This window comes from Burkholderia gladioli (assembly GCF_000959725.1).
Classification (GTDB): domain Bacteria; phylum Pseudomonadota; class Gammaproteobacteria; order Burkholderiales; family Burkholderiaceae; genus Burkholderia; species Burkholderia gladioli.
In genome coordinates, this window is record NZ_CP009323.1 from 4,466,528 (window position 1) to 4,486,338 (window position 19,811).

Here is a 19,811-nt window from a genome sequence, read left to right on the forward strand (position 1 = left end):
CGGCAGAAGGCACATTGAAATGATCGACCGCTCGATTGCGACCCAGATTGTCGAACTCATCAAAAACGAAGGCATGATGGCCGGCGCCCACCTGCCAGCCCAGATGCTCGCTGACCGCCTGCGCGTGTCGCGCTCGCCCGTGAACGAGGCGCTGGCGCTTCTCCACGAGAAGGGCATCTTGAGGCGTGAGAAGAATCGCGGCTTCTTTGTCGCGAAGCCGGTGGTCGAGTCGCTGTCGGATGTTGTCGACGAACTCGGGCTCGTAGAGACCGATGTCGTCACGAGCGTGTACTTCCAGATTGCCGACGACCGCCTGAAAGGCACACTGCCCGACGAGTTCTCCGAGCAGATGATTCGGACGCGCTATGGCCTGACGAGTGCGCAACTCACCGCCGTGCTCACACGTATCTCACAGGAAGGCTGGGCTGAGCGCAAGCCCGGCTACGGCTGGCAATTCTCGCCGATGCTGACGACGCCCGACAGTCTGCTGAAATCGTATCGGCTGCGTCTTGCACTGGAGCCGGCCGCGTTACTGGAACCGGGCTATCGGCTGGAGAGGAAGGTGCTCCAGCGATGCCGTGATGTCGAAAGGCATCTGCTTACGGGCGGCATTGAAACGGACACCGCCGACCAGTTGCATGAGCGCGGCGTGCGCTTTCATGAGTCGCTCGTCGAGGCATCCGGAAACAGCTTCTTCATCGACACGATCAAGCGCGTGAACCGGGTGCGCCGCCTGCTTTCCTATCGCTCCATGCAACATCGTGAACGCTATGCCGAGCACGCGAAACAGCATCTTCAAGTGCTCGACCTGTTGGAGCGCGACAAGAACGAAGAAGCGTCCGAAGCAATGCGTGAGCATTTGCTGCATACGCTTGAGGCGTTGTCGCGCATCAGCCAGATTCTTGAACCTTGATAACGCCCTATGACTATCGATCAGAACATCGTTGCCGCTTTCACGCCCACGGGCACGCTGCGCGCCTCCATCAATCTGGGAAATCCGATCCTCGCCAACAGGGACCCGCAAAGCGGAGAGCCATTAGGCGTATCCATCGATCTCGCGCGTGCCTTCGCGCAGCACCTCGGCGTCGAACTGGAACTCGTGGTATTCGATGCCGCAGGCAAGTCGGTCCAGGCGGTGAGCGAAGAGCGCGCGGACTTCGGCTTCTTTGCAATCGACCCGTTGCGCGGCGAAACTATCGCTTTCACCGCGCCTTATGTGCTGATCGAAGGCTTCTACCTGGTGCGAAATGAATCGCCCATCAAAACGAACGCCGATGTCGATCGCTCCCACAATCGCGTGGCGGTTGGCAAAGGCAGCGCGTACGACCTGTTTCTGACGCGCGAACTGAGGGAAGCGCAGATCGTCCGCGCGCCGACTTCGCCGACCGTAGTGCGGACGTTCATCGACCAGCAACTCGAAGTCGCGGCAGGCGTGAAGCAGCAACTCGAGTCGGATGCGCGCGAGATCGCCGGGCTGCGCCTGCTCGATGAGAGCTTCATGGTCATCCGTCAGGCGATGGGCGTGCCCAAAAGTCGCGGAACCGCAGCGGCGGAAGCGCTCGCGCGGTTCGTCGACGAGATGAAGGCGTCGGGGTTCATTGCCGATGCGCTGGCGCGGCATCGAATCGACGACCGAACCATGGCGCCGTGAGCGAAGTAGCTTCTGGTACTCAGCCGCTGGAACAATTGGCACTACGTCGCTCGCGTCCGCTAATTAGAGGCCAGTTCAAAAAGGCTGCTCCGTACGCCTGAAGATGTTCCAGCAGACGAGGGCGCAGCCGAATTTCAAGAATGTTTCGTGAATGTCAGCTCGGCGACCGAAGCGTATGCGAAGACGACCGAAGTTGTCGAGCCACGCGTGAGTCCGTTCAACGACCCAACGGAATTTGCCCAGACCACTGCCATATTCAGTCCGGCGCCGTGCGATCATCGGTTTGATGCGGCGTTCGCACAATCGTTGGCGATGCGGATCGGAGTCGTAACCACGATCGGCATAGATGAGCTTGGGTCTCTGAAGTGGTCGGCTGCCAGAGCGGTGGATCGGAAGAATCGCGTCGACGAGCGGCTGCAACTGGGTGACATCGTTGCGGCTCGCGCCCGTTAGGACGGCGTTGATGGGAACGCCATTGGCGTCTACGAGGATGTGCTGCTTGGAACCGGGTCGCGAGCGATCCGTGGGGTTCGGGCCAGTTTTTCGCCCGCCCCAACGGATCGCACCGCCGACGAATCGACGGCTGCACGTGAGAAATCGAGCTGGCCGGCCTCGCGTAACTTCGCGGGCAGCAGCTAGTGCAGGCGGTCCCACGCCGGCCTTTTGCCAGTCGCGCAGGGGACGCCAGCAGGTCGGGCCCGAACCAAATCCCAACTTGATCGACAGGTCGCGCCAGCGTATGCCGGTCTTGAACACGAACAGGATGCCGTTCAGTGCCGTCCAGTCCGAAACAGGGCGGCGGCAGCAAAGGTTCGATCAATGCCCACAGCCCATCCCCTTGGTTCCCGTTGTTCAGATAGCCGAGGTAAACAGCTTGCCGAAAAGGTTAATCTACGGCCCCCCCATTTTTACAACACTGATGTTGATGGGTGGGTGGCTTGCACAAATCTATCCGGCGTCGTTGCGAGGAACGCTCCTCGCGCCACGATGAAAATCACGCCTGGCTGCCCTGATAACAGCTGCAGCTTCAGGAAGCTCGTTAGCCTTTCAGATTTTCCGCCGGGCCGTTTTGCCGTTCACGCCATCGATTATCAGCAGTCGCAAAACTAGGTGGGTTTGACTTCATCAAACTATCGGTAACAGTCCGTCAAAAAACCGGAATAGACACTTGTCGTTCGAATACAGCGTTAGAGCTCGCGATCGCCCATGCCGTTCGTGCGAGCTTGCTGATCAGGCACATGCAACGACACTGGAATGTCGCCGCGCAAGCATTGCCCGAACCCAGTCGACCACGCGTCCGGACTGCCGGTCTAGCCGAAGCATAAATGCTCGGGCACACTGGACCAGCAGGTGGCGGATATTCTTGTCAACTCGCTTGGAGATTCCGAGCAGGTTCGCGCTACCGCCTGTACTGTATTGCTTTGGTGCCAGCCCCATTGCGGCGGCAAAGTCTCGTCCGCTTCGGTACTGCTTTCCGTCACCGAGCCCCGATGCAAGCAGACTGGCAGTGCCAACGCCGGGAATCGTCAGCAGGCGTCGCCCAACCGGATCCTCGGCTAGTTGCCGATCGAGTTCTTTCTTGATGTCGCCGATTTGCTGGGTAAGATTCTTGAAGTGCGCGTGCAGGCGTTCAAGAGTCGAGACAAGGCGCGGCGGTAACTGATGTTCAGCCAGCACTACGGACAGGCGCTTCACAACGGCGTGCCCAACAGGGAGGCGTATGCCGAACTCGAGCAGGAATCCGTGCATCTGGTTGGTAGTGCATACACGGTCGCGAACCAGGGCTTGGCGAACCCGGTGCAGTGCTGCGAGCGTTTGCTGAAATTCGGTCTTCGGCGTGACAAACCGCATCGAAGGTCGTACAGCAGCCTCGAAAATTGCCTCCGCGTCAACGAAGTCATTCTTGTTGCTCTTGACGAACAGGTGCACGAATTGTGGAGAGATCAGCTTGGCGGTATGTCAGAACTGGCCGAGCTTGCGTGCGATCCTGTGAGCGCCTGCGCAGGCCTCCATCACCACCGTGCATGCGTGAAACGTGGCGAAGAACTCGACCAACTGATTACGTGGGAACTTCCAGCGAAACACGGGTTTGCCGGCTTTGTCCTGCCCATGCACGTGAAAAGAGTGCTTGCCCAGATCAATCCCGATCAACGTGATCGTTATGCATGGAAATGACCTCGGTGGAAATTATCTCCAGCCGACCCGCTGAGAGGCTGGAGTGACCATCCCATTACAGCTTGCCGAGAAATAAACAGCCCCCTCAGGGGGTTTGAACTGGCCTCTTATGTTCCGCAACCGAAAGAGCCACAGACGTAGTTCGCATCGGTTGCGGGGGGACGCCCATATGGCTCAGAACTGATGGCGCACGCCCACGCGTAGCACCAATTGCCTGCTGTTGGAAGAAGGACTCGCGATGTCGGGATTCGATGCGAATTCGAACCCCGTACCCGCCACGCCTGAGGCGTTCGCGACCTTGATAAAGGCTCCCTGGGCGTATAGATCAGTCCGTTTCGACACGTTGTAGTCTGCCATCAGGCCGAATTGATGGTACTTCGGCTTCGCGCTGCCTTTTGAGTCGCCGTTATAGGTCGCTTCCGTAAATGTGTACATGCCGCCCACAAAAAACGCCGGCGTAAACTGATATTTCGCGTTGACCTCGAAATTGTCGAACTTTACCGACGAAGCTGCGCCGAGCGTCGGACTCGGCATCAAGGAGGCATAAAGCGACGCCGTCGGGCGCGACAGGCTCGTATGCGTGTAGACGAAGCCGAATGTCGTGGAGGCCAGGACATAGTTGATACCCGCGCCAAAGACCCGCTGCCGGTCGGCCGTGAAAGCGCCGTCCGCACCGGCTGTGCCTAGATCCGCGACCGCACCAGCCGCGCCGTTGTTGGGTGCGTCGACGTTCAGATAAGCGGCCGCCGCCGTCAGCCCACCGAGCGAATATTGCAGTCCGACGCTCATCGCCCGGTTTGTGGCGAACGACGTCGAATTGCTGAACGCATACGCCCCACCAAACGTCAGACCGCCATAGTTCGCACTCGCATATTTGACCGCGTTATTGATGCGAAACGTATTGTCGGTATTGTCGTTGTCATACGGATGCGAAAACATCGCTCCACCCCAGTTGCCATTTGCAGTCAGCGGCGCGAGGTAGTCAACCAGCGAATCGTACTGACGCCCAAACGTGACCGTGCCGAAGGTCGTGCTAGATATCCCAACATAAGCCTGCCGGCCAAACAACTGGTTTTCGGGCCCGAGCTTACCGTTGTTTACATTGAACCCGTTCTCGAGCTGAAAGACTGCTGCCAAGCCGCCGCCCAGGTCCTCATTGCCCTTGAGCCCCCAACGCGAACCCGCGACGTCGCCGCTCGAAAGCGAGAAAAGTCTGCCTCCACCCGCATTGCTTGTGTAATTGAAACCTTCATCGATAATGCCGTACAACGTGACGCTGCTTTGCCCATAGGCAGCTCCGGCGAGCATGCTCGACACGGTCAATGCTAGTAGATGCTTCTTCACTTTCGCTCTCCAAACCTTCGTGTTTATGGATTTACTTTCTTGACTTCAGAAACTTTGCACTGCAATATAAAAATATTAAAATTAACGCCCCGTGAATCGTGCCGCGCGTTTGTCGATAAACGCCGTCATGCCTTCGACTTTATCGTCTGTATCGAAGCAGTCTGCACACGCCAGCGTTTCCGCCTGAATGCCTTCAAAAAGCGATGTACTTTCGGCCACGCGAATCGTGTGCTTGATCCGCTCCAGCGCGACGGGACCCAGTAGGGCGACACGCCCCGCAATCACCTTCGCCTCGGCGAGCAGGCTCTTTGCCGGCACCACGCGGGTAACAAGCCCAATTTCGCAGGCACGCTGCGCACTGACGAATTCGGCGGTCAGCAGCATGTGTCGGGCGGCGCCGCCTCCAATCGTCCGAAGCAAACGCGGCACGCCACCCGTGCCGGGCATGATGCCGAGCTTCGCCTCAGGAAAGCCGAATCGCGCGTGTTCCGCAGCGACGCGGATATCGCACGCGAGTGCAATTTCGAGACCGCCGCCCAGGCACCATCCATTCACCGCGCAGACTACGGGCTTGGAGAACGACGCGAGACGGTTGTTCAAAAGCAACGCGGATTCTGACAAGGCAACAGAATCGCTCGCGCTCATTGGCAACATGTCCCTGATATCGGAGCCAGCGACGAAGATCTTTTCCCCCGCAGCGGTCAAGACCATTGCGCGTATCGACGGATTCTCCTCGACGGCGTCGAGCGCGCGGTCGAGCAGCGTCCGAACTTCACCGTTCAGCGCGTTGGCTGCTTGCGGGCGATCGATAGTGACGGTTGCCACCGCACCCTCAAGATCCAGGTATACAAATTCGCTCATGATCGTCGTTACCCTTCCTGTTAGCGAGTCGGCGCTGCGCCGGCGACCCGTTCGGCAAGCTCGTCGCTGTGCTCGCCCAAAACTGGCGCATAGGTCGCGCGCCCTCTGCTCATTGTCGAGAAGTGCACAGGCTGCTCCGGCATTTTGAGGTGCACGTCACCCATGGCCCCGGAGCGGAATAGCGCGCGGCGCGTCGCCTGTTCGCTGTCCACTGCATTCGCCACGTCCTCGATCGGCGCACAGGGAATGCCGGCTGCCGAAAGCGCGTCGAGAATGACCGACACATCGAGGGTCCGCGACCATTGTGCGATCGCTTCGCGCAACGCCGCCTCATTACCGCCGCGCAATTCATCGGATGCGAACCGCGGATCTGAAGACAAATCGGGGCGTCCGATCAACGCCGCAAACGTTGCGAATAGCTTGTTGTTCAGTACTGCGAGAATGAAATTGCCGTCTCGTGCGGCGAAAGCACCGAACGGTGCGGAAAGCGGATGACGGTTGCCGACGCGGGTCGGCGCGGTCCCCGTTGCGATGTACGCGCAAGCCGCCGTGGGCATGAGCGTCAGCAATGTGTCGAACATCGCAACGTCCAGGTAGCAACCCTCGCCTGTCGCATTGCGTTGCACGAGCGCGGCAAGAATGCCCCAGGAGGCGAATAGCCCCGCGGACAAATCACCGAAAGCTTCGCCCACGATCATCGGCGGCCGATCGCTTTCGCCGTTGATCGACATGAGTCCCGTGAGGGCTTGCACCACGAGATCATAGGCTGGCCGGTTCGACGCACCGTCCTGACCGAAGCCGGAAATGCTCGCATATACGAGGCGGCTATTGCGGGCGCGAAGCGCTTCGTGGCCAATGCCGAGCTTCTTCGCCACGCCGGGGCGAAAATTCTCGATCACCACGTCGGCGTCTTCCACAAGCGCAATGGCGCGCGCCCTGTCTTGAGGCTCCTTCAGGTCGAGCACGATGCTTTTCTTGCCCCGGTTTGCGAACATGAAGAGCGCACTGGAGCCATCGACGAATGGGCCGACATGACGGTAGTCGTCCCCTTGCGGTGATTCGATCTTGATAACCTCGGCCCCGAGATCGGCGAGCAGCGCCGTGGCGAAGGGCCCGGCGAGCACCCGGGTGAAATCGACCACCTTAAGACCCTTCAACGGGCCCGCGCCCTCGCGTTCATGTGGGGAGAGCTCATGCGAACTTGTCATAAAAAACCTTCGATCAGAAGAGAACGGGGGAGTCCTCGAATAAATACAGTGCCTTTACACTTCAAAAAGCTACGCTCCCCAAGCGTCAGATGACCCGGCTTGCTGCAGACGGTTCAGTGATGCGCCCGGTGATCTATACCTGACATGCTATGATGGGCAAACCATCAACGATGCCATGAGCCTTCGCGGTATGCCGAACATGCGCCACACCTCTCCGAGGAACACCGTTGCCGATCTGCCCCGGCCGCTTTACGAGCAGATCAAACAGTACGTACTGGACCAGATTGCAGACGGCTTGTATCGCCCGGGAGAAAAAATTCCCAGCGAAAACGAACTCGTTGCAATCTTTGGCACGTCGAGACTCACGGTCAACCGTGCATTGCGCGAGCTGTCGAGCAGTGGCGTCCTGCAGCGCCTGCATGGCGTGGGTACGTTTGTGGCGCAACCCAAAGCGGCTTCCATGTTCATTCACCTTCATAACATCGCCGACGACATTCGCTCGCGCGGTCAGGCGCTGACAACGCGAGTTTTCGAACTCGGGCGCATCCGGCCCACTGCCGAAATCGCCACACGCATGGAAACGACACGCCGCAACTCGATCTTCCACAGCCTGGTCGTCTATTGCGCGAACGGCATGCCGGTGCAACTCGAAGACCGCTACGTCGCGCCTGGCTTCGCACCTGACTACCTGCAGCAGGATTTCGCACAGCAGTCGACAACGGACTACCTTCAGTCCATCGCGCTGCCCACCGCGACCGAGCACGAGATGCAGGCCGTCAACCCCGAGGCAACAGAAGCGTCGCTGCTCGGCGTTTCCGAAATCGAGCCATGTCTGCTGGTCAGGCGCAAAACCTGGGTTGGCAGCACGGTCACCACTTTTTCGCGTTTTCTGCATCCTGGCTCCCGTCACACTTTTTTCAGCCGCTCGTCGCTCGACTCGATCGCGTCCTAGGCGGCGAGCGTATCGAACCGCATCAGGACTGTGCGCCGCTCGCGGCTCGGTCCCGCAACATCTGTACAGTCTCGTCGCGGCGCCGCAGCGCCGTCGCAATACTCTCGGTCGTCCACTGATAAAAGCCGCGACCGCTCTTGATGCCGAAAGCGCGCTCCGCGCACAATTGCCGCACAATGAGGGACGTGTCCATGTCTCGCGACAAGGACGGCATCAGCATGCTGGACACCTTCTCCACCACGTCGAGCCCCGCCAGGTCCATCAACTGCAACGGACCGGATGCAGACCAGCGCGGCGCGAGCGTCGTCTCCACGGCACGATCCACGTCCTCAATCGACGCCACGCCCTGTTCGACAAGATAAAGCGCTTCGCGCAGCATGGCGTATTGCAGCCGATTGACGACGAAGCCGGCAATGTCCCGATTAACCTCGATCGACGCCTTGCCAAGACGGACGCAAACTGCGCGCGTCCGGTTCACGACCTCGTCGGCTGTACGCGCGCCGCGCACGATTTCTACCAGCGGCATGATGGCTGCCGGATTGAACCAATGCAGTCCCACGAGGCGCTCGGGGTAGCGCAGACCCTCTGCGATCACGGAAATCGGTACGCTCGATGTATTGGTTGTCAGCAGGCAGTCAGGTGACACCACGGCCTCTATCTCGCCGAATATCTGCTGCTTGATGGCGACATCCTCCGCGACGTTCTCGCTGACAATGGAGGCGCCGTTCACGCACTGTTCGAGCGTGTCCGTATAGTCGACTGGGGCGTGCTCACCGGCCAACGCCGCGACGACCTTGCGCGCCGCCTCCAGCGTCCGCTCGCTGCGCGAATAGACGCTCACCGAATAACCATTTGATGCAAATACCGCGGCAATTGCCGCGCCCATCGTCCCTGCACCCACTACCGCTGCTCTTTCCAGCATTCCGTCTTCTCCACATCCAACTAGTTGTGTCCTTGCAACCGGAAATTCCGATCCTCGTATGTCATCGTTCATGAGCGCGCGTGTTGCAGAGCCAGTTCGAAAGCACCTGATTTGATCAACTCACGAATGGCGCGCAAATCCCGATGCAGTTCACGATCTGCACCCAGCGGGCTCACGTGTTCGCGCAGCACGTTGTACACCGCACCTGTGCCACGACCTGCACGGAGCGGGCGATGGAATTCGAGCGCTTGGGCAGCGCATAGAAATTCGACGCTCAGAATGTCCAAGGCGTTGTCGATAGCCGTCATGGCCTTCTGCGCGGCCGTCACACCCATGCTGATATGGTCTTCCTGCGCCGCACACGTCGATACCGTGTGCACGCTGGCCGGTGCCGCCAGTGCGCGATTCTCGCCCGCACGTGCTGCCGCAACATACGGTGGAATCATCAGCCCGGAATTTGCACCGCTTTCGCTCACCAAAAACGGCGGCAACTCGCTGATGTGCTCGTTGGTGAGCCGGTCGGAGCGCGCTTGAGACATCGTGCTCAAATTGGCTATTGCGATAGCGAGGAAATCGAGCGCAAGCGCCGTCGGCGCGCCATGCCCGTTCCCGCCAGGCAGCGCCACGATTTGCTCGCCGTCGTCGACGAAGACTGGATTGTCGGTGACTGAATTGATCTCAATGTCGAAGACGCGATTGCAATAATCGAGCGCGTCGCGCACGGCACCGTGGACCTGCGGAATGCAGCGCAGACTGAGCGCATCCTGCAAGCGATGCTGCCGGTTCGCTTCGAGTATCTCGCTGTTTGCCAGCACTTCGCGCAACCGGCGCGCGGTCTCCACCTGGCCGGGATGTGGACGCAAGCGCTGTAGCCGCTCGTCGTATCCGCGGCTGTTGCCACGCAGCGCCTCCAGACTCATCGCACCCGCCACGTCGGCCGTTTCGACCAGACGCATGGCGCGATGCACCGCAAGCGCGCCGATAGCCGTCACCTCATGGGCGCCGCTTAGGAGAGCATGGCCCTCGCGAATGCCCGGCTCCCTCACTTCAATTCCCGCGCGCCGCATCGCTTCGCGACCGGGCAGCAGTTCGGTTTCGTACCATGCCTCCCCGTAACCAAAAATCACGAGGCCGATATGCGCCGTCGCGATCAAATATCCCACCGAGCCTCCCCGCGGCGCCCATGGAGTGACGCCCGCGTTAAGCATCGCCACCATCGTCTCGACAAGGCTCGCACTGACACCGCTCCTACCCTGTAGAAGACTCTTGATGACGACGGCCATAATCGCCCTCACCTCTTCGGACTCGTGCGGCTCACCCACGCCGCATGCATGGCTTTTGAGCATATTTAACTGGGCACGTGCGACTTCTTCGGGAGAGAGCATTTGGCGATAGAGGTCACCGACGCCGGTCGTCAGACCGTAAATGGCCTGGCCACGGGCCATCATTCGCGCAACGCGCGCATGTGTTTCGCGCACGCCATGGAGCGCGCCGCTATCAATCGATACCGGCGCACCGGCTGCGATTGCAGCGATATCCGCGACGGACGTGGATGCCGTTCCCAGCTCAATAGCCGGGCGATCCACCACTGATTGCTGTTTCACTTCTCATCCTTTTGGAAGCTGCGGCGAGATCCGCGAGAGTGTGTATTCCATGCAGGGCCTTTATCGACCGAGCCCTTTCGCTTTCAGCCAATCGGCTGCGACGGTGTCGAAGCTTTCCTGCTTCGCCAGCCGCGCGTTCATCACGACCAGATCGTCTGTCGTCAAGGCGCTGGAGACCTGGTTCAGAACCTGTTGAATCTTGTCGTTGAGTCGATCCTTCGCCACGAGTGGGACAATGTTCTGCGCAGGAAAGAGGTTCTTCCGGTCCTTGAGCGCAATGAGCTTGTCTTGCTTCATCGCTGGGTCCGTCGAGGTCATGTCCGCCGCCTGGACCTGACCGTTCTTCAATGCCGACAACGTAATCGGCCCTGCGACGTCGAGAGTCCGGAAAGACTTGAAGGTGACGCCATAGACCTCCTTGAGCCCCACTACGCCTTCGCGGCGCGTCTTCCACTCCGGCGGTCCGCCCAGCACCAATTGGTCGGCTACGGGGCCGAGATCGGAGATTGACGTGAGCGAGTACTTTTTCGCCGTCGCCTGCGTGACCGCGAGCACGTCAGTGTCCTCGGCCTTCGAGTATGCAAGCATCGCAATCTGCTTCGGCAGCGCGGCGGCCAGCGCCTTCGCGACGTCTTCAGGCGTATGGGCAGATGCGTTCCTGTCGAGATAACTGAGCGTGGCGCCCGTATATTCGGGTATTACACTAATCGAGCCGTCGAGCAGTGCAGGCATATAGACCTCCCGGCTGCCGATATTGAGCTTCACGTCTGCGTTGATGCCCTTCGCGCGCAGCGCCTGTGCGAAGATCGTCGCAAGCAGCTCACTTTCGGGGAAATCGGCGGAGCCGACCACGAGGGATCCACCGGCGGCGCTCTTCCCGTCCGACGAAAGTGGATTCCCGGTTGCCTGCACCGGAACCAGCATTGCGGTCGCCATCGCCGCGGAACACATTGCAATACACAGCTTCTTCAGCATGGTCATTCCTCGTTGAAGTTAACATTCCAAAGGCGCGGTGCCATTGCGCCGCCCCGCTTCATTCACTTGCTGGCCTGCCAAAGCACCTCGAGCGCCGCCGCGTAATTCCGGGTGAAACCAGCAATTGCGACAGCGCTCCCATCAACAAGTCCGCCGATAACGCGAGTGCGCCGACAAGAATCGCGCCCGCCGCCATTTGCAAATAATCGTTTTGTGCCCGGCCGTCGATGATCAGGCGACCGAGTCCGCCGAGCGACACATAAGCGGCAATCGTCGCCGTCGAAATGGTTTGCAGCGTCGCGCTGCGCAATCCGGAAACGATCATCGGCAATCCGCATGGCACTTCCACGCTCAAGAGGAGCCTGAGCGGACGATAGCCCATTCCCCTTGCGGCATCGACCACTGCTGGATCAACGGCGAGAATGCCCGCATAGGTTGCCGTCACGATGGGCGGCATCGCCAATACTGCGAGGACGATCAAGCTTGGCACCTCGAATGCGAGGTCTGACTCGAACACTGGCCCGAACACGATGACCAATAGCACGATCAGACCCAAGCTCGGCAACGCGCGCATCGCATTTGCAAGGCCCGCGATGACAAAGACGCCCCGCCGCGTGTGGCCAACATACAAGCCGAGCGGCAGGCCGACGAGACTGGCCGCAAACAGCGCTTCCCCCGTGTATGTGAGGTGTTGGAAAATGAGGGCCACGATGCCATCCGACCCACTCCAATGCGAACCGTCAAGAAGCCAGTGAATCATGATCGCGTGCCCTCGGGCCGCCAAGGGGTGAGCCAACGTCCAACAAAAACGACGAGCCCATCAAGCGCCACCGCGAGCAGAATGCACAACGCGATGCCGACGACAATAGGGGTGATGAAATGCAATTGCAGTCCTTGCGTGAACAACGCACCAAGTTGTGGCATGCCGACCAGCGCGGCGACCGACACGATGCTGACGTTCGACACGGCCGCTACGCGCATTCCGGCTGTAATAACCGGCACTGCAACCGGCAGCTCCACCGTAATGAAGCGGAGAAACTGGCGATAACCCATGGCGTCCGCCGCTTGCAGCGTTTCCGGCGCGATTGCGCCCAAGCCATCGTCCACGGTCCGCACCAGCAGCGCGACCGTGTAGACACTCAACGCAACGACCACGTTGGCCGGATCGAGAATACGCGTTCCTAGCAAGGCAGGCAGGAGTACGAACATTGCAAGTGACGGAATTGTGTAGAGCAGCCCCGCCATCCCAAGCAGTGGCGATCTCAACGCACCGCTGCAATGGGCAATCCATCCCAGCGGAACCGAGCAGACCAAACCGATTACAAGGGGTACAAGCGACAGAACGAGATGCCACCCCAACAACACCGCGATGTTGCCGGATTCGCGAACCAGCCAGTCTAGGTTCATGCTGCCCTCCCCGCCCGTCCGGGGGACCGGCCGTCGATCAGGTTAAGCACGTCTTCGCTGCTCACCGTGCCCAGCAGCTTACCTTGTGCATCGACTACCGGCCCGCGTCGGCTCGGCGAGCTGAGCACGGCGTCGAGCAGCTGGCGCAGCGTGCCATGAAGCGGTGCGATCGTGCCGCTCAGATTGAGATCTTCCGTCCGCACCGGACTACGTAATTGCGCATGTTCGACCCAGCCCAGTGGCCTGTCGGCCTGATCGATAACCAGTAGCCAGCGACCACGCGCGATGTTGCGCGCAGACTCCGGCGCACCGCCCAGCGTTATGACGGGCTCCGGCGCGACGGGCAGATCCGCACCGAACTCCTCGAATGCCAGTGAGCGATAACCACGATCACGACCAATGAAATCCGCGACGAATGCATCCGCGGGTCGACGCAGCAATTGCTGCGGCGTCGCAATCTGCGCGAGCTGCCCCCCCGTTCGCAGCACCGCGACCTGGTCGCCGAGCTTGAGCGCTTCGTCGATGTCGTGCGTGACCATAATGATGGTTTTGCCCATTTCACGTTGCAGCCGCAAAAATTCGTCCTGCAATTGTGTGCGCACCACGGGATCGACCGCGCTAAAGGGTTCGTCCATCAGCATGAACTGCGGATTGGATGCAAGTGCGCGCGCCACACCCACGCGCTGCTGTTGTCCGCCCGAAAGCTGCCACGGGTAGCGGCCAGCGAACGAAGCAGACAGGCCGACGCGCTCGATCAACTCCTGCGCGATCAGCCGCGCCTCCTTGCGACTCTTTCCATTGAGCCGCGCCGTCGTAGCGATGTTGTCAAGCACGGTGCGATGCGGAAAGAGGCCAGCGTGCTGAATTACGTAGCCGATGCGCCGGCGCAACGTCGCCTCGCCCATGCCGACGGTCGATCTCCCGTCGAGCCGCACATCCCCCGAAGAGGGCTGAATGAGCCGGTTCACCATTCGCAGCGACGTCGTCTTTCCGCAGCCTGACGGGCCAACGAGCACCGTCAGCTTGCCCGACGGCGCGATGAACGAAAGCCCGTTGACTGCAGTGGTGCCGTCGGAATAACGCTTGGTAACGCTTTCGAAAGAAATCACGATTCCATCCTTTTAGACAGGTTAATGCCAGCCCCATATCTGGCCGACGTTCCGCCGTGCCGGCGACACATCGCGTTGTGTGCCGAGGTGCTCTTGCTCCAGGCGCAGCGCCGAGTGGCGATTACTTGTCTTTACATGTCTAGATAATGTTGTCATCAATCGCGGCAGGCCGCAAGTCAAAAAAAAATGTTAGCGGATCCACCCGCCCGACGTTACGACTCCCTAGTGAGCTGACGCAGCCAAGCTGACCAGATAACCTCTCGCAGCAAACGCTGCAGACAAGAGTCGGCCCCGCGCAGCTCCCTTTGCGGAGCAAATGAGCTTATCCGTCGACGGCGAGGCGGTTCGTCTATGAGAATCAGAGCGGAAGAAGACTGCAGCCTGCTGCAGCAGCATAGAAATTAGTAAGCTCCTATGCAGGAAGAGCCCACGGAACGCGCCCGACGCCGGTCGTAAAATCAGCCGCGTGGCCGTTATTCGGAGGAGAGGATCACACGCACAGTCAGGCAAACATGACAAATTAGGAAGCGCTCGTACTGCCACTGTCGCCCGAACTGGCGGCGGCGAAGTGGAAAGGTGCGTTGCCTGCACCGCACTAGCCGACGTGAGGCGCGAGCTTGCCTGCAAAGGCGTGACGCTCGATCTGCTCTGGAACGAGTACAAGGCCGAGCACCCCGACGGTTACGCGTACACCTGGTTTCGCGCACGACACAGCGAATGGGCGAGTTCGCCGGACTCCAGCAACGCGTCAAGCTGCCCGGCGAGTACGGCCTCCACGCCATGCAGCCCTGCAAGCTCAAGCAGGCCAACCATCGTCTTGCATGCGTCGCGTTGTGACAGGCGGGCGTCGAGGTTCCCAGGCTCTGCAGTACGCCTCACGCGGGAACAGTGCCTCACGAAACGCGAGCCCCTTGACTGCCTGGGGTTTGCGCTTCAGGGAGTCAATGAAGTGGCGGTAATCAAGCGCGGCCGGTTGTCGTGCGCACGTGAGCCCCGAGCGGTGCTATGGACCAGCACGCCGGACAGGTACCCCCAGCAGATCCCGTGTGTCAAACGCAATCTCATGTTGATACAGCGTCGTACGCCCATGTCGGCAATGACCTTGCCCGCAATAAAAGGAAATCCGAATATGCCAATGAAATAGGCAAGGCTGAACAGCAACAGGACCTGGGCCGTCAGGCCCGGTGGCGCTTCGTTGGCGGCCAGACCGTTGATGACCGAGTAATTCAGCCCGTAACCAACACCGAGCAAAGCCGCTGTCAATACGTAGCTGAAGCTGTTAGCGAGCGCCTCGATGACCTGTAGCACCTCGTTGACTTTCTCCGGGTCCAGCGCCGAGGTCGGCTCATCGAACAACGTGATCTGTGGACGCATCATCAAGGCCCGGGCTATCGCCACGCGCTGTTGCTGGCCACCGGACAACTGATGCGGGTACTTCCAGGCGTGATCAAGCATTCCCACTTTGTGCAGCAGCGCGTAGGCCTGCTGCTTGAGCTCTTCGACGCGGCCCAGGCGGTGATAACGCGGCGCCATCAGCAGGTTGTCGAGCACGGTCAGATGGGGGAAGAGGTTGAAGCTCTGGAACACCATGCCGATGTTCAGGCGGTGCTCGGCATGCTCCACGTACTGCAGCTTCTGCGCGCCATGCCTGCTCAGATGAATGAAGGGCTGGCCGTTGATTTTGATATCGCCATTGTCGATCTGCTCAAGCCCGTTGAGCAGGCGAATCAGCGTGGTCTTGCCCGAGCCGGACGGACCGATCACCGAAACCACTTCACCGGGCTGGATCTGCAGGCTGACCGCGCCAAGCACCTCGACGTTGTTGTAAGCCTTGTGCAGACGGCTGGCTTGCAACGCCGGAACCTGCCCCTCGCTGCTCGGTGCCGGCCGAAGCGCTCAGCGCCGCACGCGCAGCGCGGGGCGCCGTCCCACAAAGCTTTGCCTGCAAAGCGTCTGCTGGCGTATCGTTCTCACCCTGCTCAAGTGGAAATGGTCACCTCAGCAGATATCGGGCACACTGAAACGTATGTATCCGACCGACCCGACCCAGCAGGTCTCGCACGAAACCATCTACACGGCCGTCTACGCCCAGCCGCGCGGCCAACTGCGTCGTCAGCTCATCGCCTGCCTGCGCCAGGGTCACAGCACGCGCACGCCGCGTACACGCGGCACAGACCCGCGCGGACAGATTCCCGACATGGTCAGTATGCATGTACGGCCGCCCGAAATTGAGGACCGGCTGCTGCCTGGACACTGGGAAGGCGACTTCATCAAGGGCGCGGGCAACCAGTCCTCGGTCGGCGTCCTGGTTGAACGGACCAGCCGCCTGGTGCTGCTTGCAAAGATGGAAGACGCCACCGCAGCTTCGGCAGGGGCGGGCTTCTCCGCCAAGCTCAATTCGATTGTCGCGCCACTGCGCCAGAGCTTCACTTACGACCAGGCAAAGAAATGTCGCGCCATAAAGAGCTCACTGCCGTAACCGGCGTGAACGTGTACTTTTGCGACCCGCATAGTCCCTAGCAACGCGGCACTTGCGAAAACACCAACGGGCTGCTGCGCCAGTATCTGCCAAAAGGCACAGACCTTTCGGTCTACACTCAGGACGAACTCGACGCCATCGCCGACAGCCTGAATAGCCGGCCTCGTGCAACTCACAACTTCCATTCACCATTTGAGGTCTTCGCCGCGACCCTCGCATCAGCAAGTCAACCTCAAGGCTCTAAACATTAACCCCGCTGTTGCGCTTCACCCTTGAAACCGCCAACGAGGAATGAGCCTAGAGAGACCGGGAACGAGAGTAGAAGGCTGGCTCACGGGCAGTTGGCCGGCGTGTCGGGTCGATCATCATCAGGATGATGGTGGTCGACATGAACGAAGCACAAGTGAGAAGCTTGCGCATGCGGTCACGGTGCTGGAGGACTTCCTCTTGAAGTCGCCCGCGATCGCGCATCAGATGGCGAGATGCTTCGTCCTGCGCCGATGGCACCCGGATCACCTGCATCAGGTCGCGTTCGCCGCGCAACCAGGCACGCAGACTGATGACAAGTTTGATTGCATCGAGCCGGTCAGTCTTCTCGCGCCGTTTGTGGCGTTCAAATGGGATGCTCGCAGGATCGACGACGTGACATTCGATCCCGCGAGCCCAATAGCTGACGACGACTCGTGCATCCGTCGGCAGTGCCCATTTCTCCCTTTGCTGCCCGATCAACGTCAGCACCGCATGCAGACGGGATGCGGCTTGTGGCTCCGCTACCGTGTGTACGGCCGGGCTGTCGCGGCAACCGTCATGTAACGCCACCTTCCACTTCGCCGCAGCCAGTTCCAGCGATACCGCCAGCACGAGCGCTTCCGAATGCGTCATGGTGTTTGCCTGATCCTCTCCTTGAGTAACGGCCACACGGCTCATTTTACGATCAGCGTCGTGCGGGTTCCGTAGCCCCGTCCGGCATAGGATCTTTCGCTCTCTAATGGACGACAATCCTGACGCTAGCGATGTTCTGGACTAGTCCAAACGGCGTGGTCGTCTCCCCATCGCGCTGAGATGCGACTCGGACAACGGGGAAATAGACGCCGGGCTTGGAAAATACGTAAGTCGCTTCCAGGTTGATCTCCGTGCGCCCGTCGGGCAGTGGACTGTTGTCCGTAAAGCTGCCCTTACCTTCGAAGTCCCACTCCACCTTGACGATCTTTCCAGCCGTTGGCGGCACCTGGGCTTTCACGGCCAATATCACGGGGCGGCCGGCCATGGCTTCGACTCTCCTGCTGGGCAGGCTACCTGCTGACGTCATGGCAGTCAGTATCACGACCGGCTGAATCCCACCGCGTCCCGCTGCCGTCGCGGGCAACCGGACCTGATTGTCTGCATCGATGTGATATTCAGTGTTCGGCGGGGGCTGCACACCGTTGGCGACCCATTCGTCGAGGTCGAGAAGAGCCTGTTGAACTTCGCTGAGATAGCCCACGATGTGGTTCGCAGCGCGCGGGATACCCGCGAAACCCACACCGGCCTCGTATCCCGAAAGATCCGGCCCGTGATCGGCGTGATCCATAAACCACAGGCGGTAGCTATCGGCGAACGCCCCTCCTCGAGCGGCTTGTGCCCGATGGCGATACCAATCGGCTGACCATGGATAGGCCGATACGTCCATGGTTGACTCCACCATGATCATCTTTCCGTAAAAGTGCCCGTTGGGCACCGCCCCGGCGCTGCTGGCGGCGAGCAGAGGACCAACCAGAAGCGGACGCTGCGCATAGAGGGGAGCCCCATCCGCGCTTCGGTACTGGTCCCAGCCATATTCATCGGGTGCGCCGATCTGATGACGATGGTAGTACTGAAGTGCGATCAGCCAGGAGTTGTCAAGTCGCACTTTGGTTCCGGGCGTAATTCCTGGATTTGCGCTGAGTTTCACGGTATTGCCGGCCGCCCTCATGATCTGGACCGACTCGCCGGCTTTCGGACCACTGGTGATCGATAGATCCGCCATGGTCAGGGCGCCAGCAGGAAGAACATTGGCCAAAACTAGCGCGGTCGAACCCTCGACGCTGGTAACCACCGTATCGTATTGAATCCGTGCCGCCTGAACCGAGGGTTCGTGCCCCTCGTAGCCATCCTTGGTCCAGAAGTCCTCAACGTAAGTTGGGTCCATGGATCGCACTACGCCTTGCACAGCCAGGAATCCTCCTCCGTTAAGCGTGCTGTACTGCCACCACCCTCTAAGGGGATGTCCAAGCCGGGTTACCTCCTTCAGAACGCTTTGTTGTTTCGCGCTCAAACCCACATAAGGATCGCCACTGCCACCCGGCGCCATGGCGTCGGCGATCTGTGGCAACTTGTCCGCCAGCACCCGCAGCGCCAGGAGCTGTGCGGTCATGAAGCTCGGAATGGCGTTCGGCACGCCGAAAACCATGGGCACAGCGCCATCCCATACACCATCGGTGTTCTCCATCGACCCTACGGTCTGGTAGGCGCCCCCGCTCGCGCCGTAGAGATAGCCACGGGGTCGCGCCGAACTGCCGTAAAGCTGCTGAGCGACAACGCGGGAATATTTGGCGGCCGCCGCGTTGGCCCGGTAGGCCGCCAGCACGCCGCCAGCAGCGGGCCCCCCGGCGTTATTTGTGGACACAACATAGGCCCCGTTGGAAATGGCGAACACGACTGAGCAGACCGAGGTCCCTACCTCCGGACAGCCCAAGGCAGCGTCCTCTCGGACAATGGTCGGATAAGTGGTTTCAAAGAAGCGGCGCTGATACTTCTCCGCGGCCGGAAAGTAAAAGGAGAAACGGACGTTGGTTCCGCTGAAGCCGCCGTGGACATATAGGTAACTGACCGTGAGACCTGTGGTCAAATCCGTAACGGTTTGAGGCCGTTTGACATCGATGTAGGGTTTGTCCAACAGCGGGTCGACACAGTCGCCGGTTATAAACACCGGACCGTTGGGGGACCCAGCTACGCACTCAGGCGGAGAAGCCGACACTGCAGCCGGCGAGCCTGCTGCCGAAGCCACATTCGCTATCGCTATCAGCAACGCAGCCTGTACAACCAGCCGGAACCACACCCGCATATTCCCGTTTTGGATTTGGCCGTCCGAGTCGTCGATCATTTT

Annotated in this window: 14 protein-coding genes and 5 pseudogenes; 4 read left to right on the top strand and 15 right to left on the bottom strand. The window is 60.1% G+C overall.

Going from position 1 to position 19,811, the window contains the following annotated elements; all coding sequences use genetic code 11:
* Window positions 1–19 precede the first annotated feature (19 nt).
* Together BM43_RS36540 and BM43_RS36545 are read left to right on the top strand one after the other, a co-directional pair.
* Window positions 20–913, top strand: coding sequence for a GntR family transcriptional regulator (locus BM43_RS36540; RefSeq protein WP_036050665.1), 894 nt, complete (start codon window positions 20–22; stop codon window positions 911–913).
* Window positions 914–922: 9 nt separating this feature from the next.
* Entirely contained in the window at window positions 923–1,651 is a 729-nt protein-coding gene (locus BM43_RS36545) for an ABC transporter substrate-binding protein (protein WP_036050663.1), read from the top strand.
* A gap of 75 nt (window positions 1,652–1,726) precedes the next feature.
* On the opposite strand, the gene BM43_RS39780 is transcribed toward BM43_RS36545, so the two are convergent.
* The 5 genes and pseudogenes from BM43_RS39780 to BM43_RS36565 form a co-directional block, all read right to left on the bottom strand.
* Window positions 1,727–2,407 carry an IS5 family transposase gene (locus BM43_RS39780; RefSeq protein WP_230676266.1) on the bottom strand — a complete coding sequence of 227 codons (681 nt, stop codon included), beginning with the start codon at window positions 2,405–2,407 and terminating at the stop codon, window positions 1,727–1,729.
* 391 nt (window positions 2,408–2,798) lie between these two features.
* Window positions 2,799–3,814, bottom strand: a pseudogene (locus tag BM43_RS36550) (IS110 family RNA-guided transposase).
* 186 nt (window positions 3,815–4,000) lie between these two features.
* Window positions 4,001–5,170: a porin gene (locus BM43_RS36555; RefSeq protein ID WP_036050661.1), complete on the bottom strand. Its 1,170-nt coding sequence runs from the start codon at window positions 5,168–5,170 to the stop codon at window positions 4,001–4,003.
* A gap of 81 nt (window positions 5,171–5,251) precedes the next feature.
* On the bottom strand, window positions 5,252–6,031 hold the full coding sequence (locus BM43_RS36560; protein ID WP_036050659.1) for an enoyl-CoA hydratase/isomerase family protein: 780 nt from the start codon (window positions 6,029–6,031) through the stop codon (window positions 5,252–5,254).
* Between the two features lie 20 nt (window positions 6,032–6,051).
* On the bottom strand, window positions 6,052–7,239 hold the full coding sequence (locus tag BM43_RS36565; RefSeq protein WP_042285353.1) for a CaiB/BaiF CoA transferase family protein: 1,188 nt from the start codon (window positions 7,237–7,239) through the stop codon (window positions 6,052–6,054).
* Between the two features lie 190 nt (window positions 7,240–7,429).
* Between BM43_RS36565 and hutC the strand changes: the two genes are divergently transcribed.
* Window positions 7,430–8,191, top strand: coding sequence for a histidine utilization transcriptional repressor HutC (gene hutC / locus BM43_RS36570; protein WP_059443145.1), 762 nt, complete (start codon window positions 7,430–7,432; stop codon window positions 8,189–8,191).
* A gap of 22 nt (window positions 8,192–8,213) precedes the next feature.
* Here hutC and BM43_RS36575 read toward each other — a convergent pair whose 3' ends face one another.
* The 8 genes and pseudogenes from BM43_RS36575 to BM43_RS42420 form a co-directional block, all read right to left on the bottom strand.
* Window positions 8,214–9,113 (bottom strand): 3-hydroxyacyl-CoA dehydrogenase family protein, encoded by a 900-nt coding sequence (locus BM43_RS36575; protein WP_036050657.1) that lies wholly within the window; start codon window positions 9,111–9,113, stop codon window positions 8,214–8,216.
* 68 nt (window positions 9,114–9,181) lie between these two features.
* Window positions 9,182–10,717: an HAL/PAL/TAL family ammonia-lyase gene (locus BM43_RS36580; RefSeq protein ID WP_052409190.1), complete on the bottom strand. Its 1,536-nt coding sequence runs from the start codon at window positions 10,715–10,717 to the stop codon at window positions 9,182–9,184.
* A gap of 60 nt (window positions 10,718–10,777) precedes the next feature.
* Window positions 10,778–11,692, bottom strand: a complete 915-nt coding sequence (locus BM43_RS36585) for an ABC transporter substrate-binding protein (RefSeq protein ID WP_036053257.1) — start codon at window positions 11,690–11,692, stop codon at window positions 10,778–10,780.
* Between the two features lie 58 nt (window positions 11,693–11,750).
* Window positions 11,751–12,452 carry an ABC transporter permease gene (locus BM43_RS36590; protein WP_036050655.1) on the bottom strand — a complete coding sequence of 234 codons (702 nt, stop codon included), beginning with the start codon at window positions 12,450–12,452 and terminating at the stop codon, window positions 11,751–11,753.
* Window positions 12,449–13,099, bottom strand: a complete 651-nt coding sequence (locus BM43_RS36595) for an ABC transporter permease (protein WP_036050651.1) — start codon at window positions 13,097–13,099, stop codon at window positions 12,449–12,451. Before BM43_RS36595 ends, BM43_RS36590 begins: the two co-directional genes overlap by 4 nt.
* Window positions 13,096–14,208 (bottom strand): ATP-binding cassette domain-containing protein, encoded by a 1,113-nt coding sequence (locus BM43_RS36600; protein WP_036050648.1) that lies wholly within the window; start codon window positions 14,206–14,208, stop codon window positions 13,096–13,098. The genes BM43_RS36595 and BM43_RS36600 overlap by 4 nt, the downstream gene beginning before the upstream one ends.
* 723 nt (window positions 14,209–14,931) lie before the next feature.
* Window positions 14,932–15,237 (bottom strand): annotated as a pseudogene (locus BM43_RS41140) (IS21 family transposase); the annotation flags it as partial.
* A 366-nt stretch (window positions 15,238–15,603) separates the two neighbouring features.
* Window positions 15,604–16,020 (bottom strand): annotated as a pseudogene (locus tag BM43_RS42420) (ATP-binding cassette domain-containing protein); the annotation flags it as partial.
* A 19-nt stretch (window positions 16,021–16,039) separates the two neighbouring features.
* On the opposite strand from BM43_RS42420, the pseudogene BM43_RS36610 reads away from it, so the two are divergent.
* A pseudogene (locus BM43_RS36610) lies at window positions 16,040–16,938 on the top strand (IS30 family transposase); the annotation flags it as partial.
* Window positions 16,939–17,092: 154 nt separating this feature from the next.
* On the opposite strand, the pseudogene BM43_RS39790 reads toward BM43_RS36610, so the two are convergent.
* Together BM43_RS39790 and BM43_RS36620 are read right to left on the bottom strand one after the other, a co-directional pair.
* A pseudogene (locus tag BM43_RS39790) lies at window positions 17,093–17,614 on the bottom strand (transposase); the annotation flags it as partial.
* A 58-nt stretch (window positions 17,615–17,672) separates the two neighbouring features.
* A complete protein-coding gene (locus BM43_RS36620) occupies window positions 17,673–19,808 on the bottom strand; it encodes a hypothetical protein (RefSeq protein ID WP_198399531.1) in 2,136 nt (711 codons plus the stop codon).
* Window positions 19,809–19,811 lie beyond the last annotated feature (3 nt).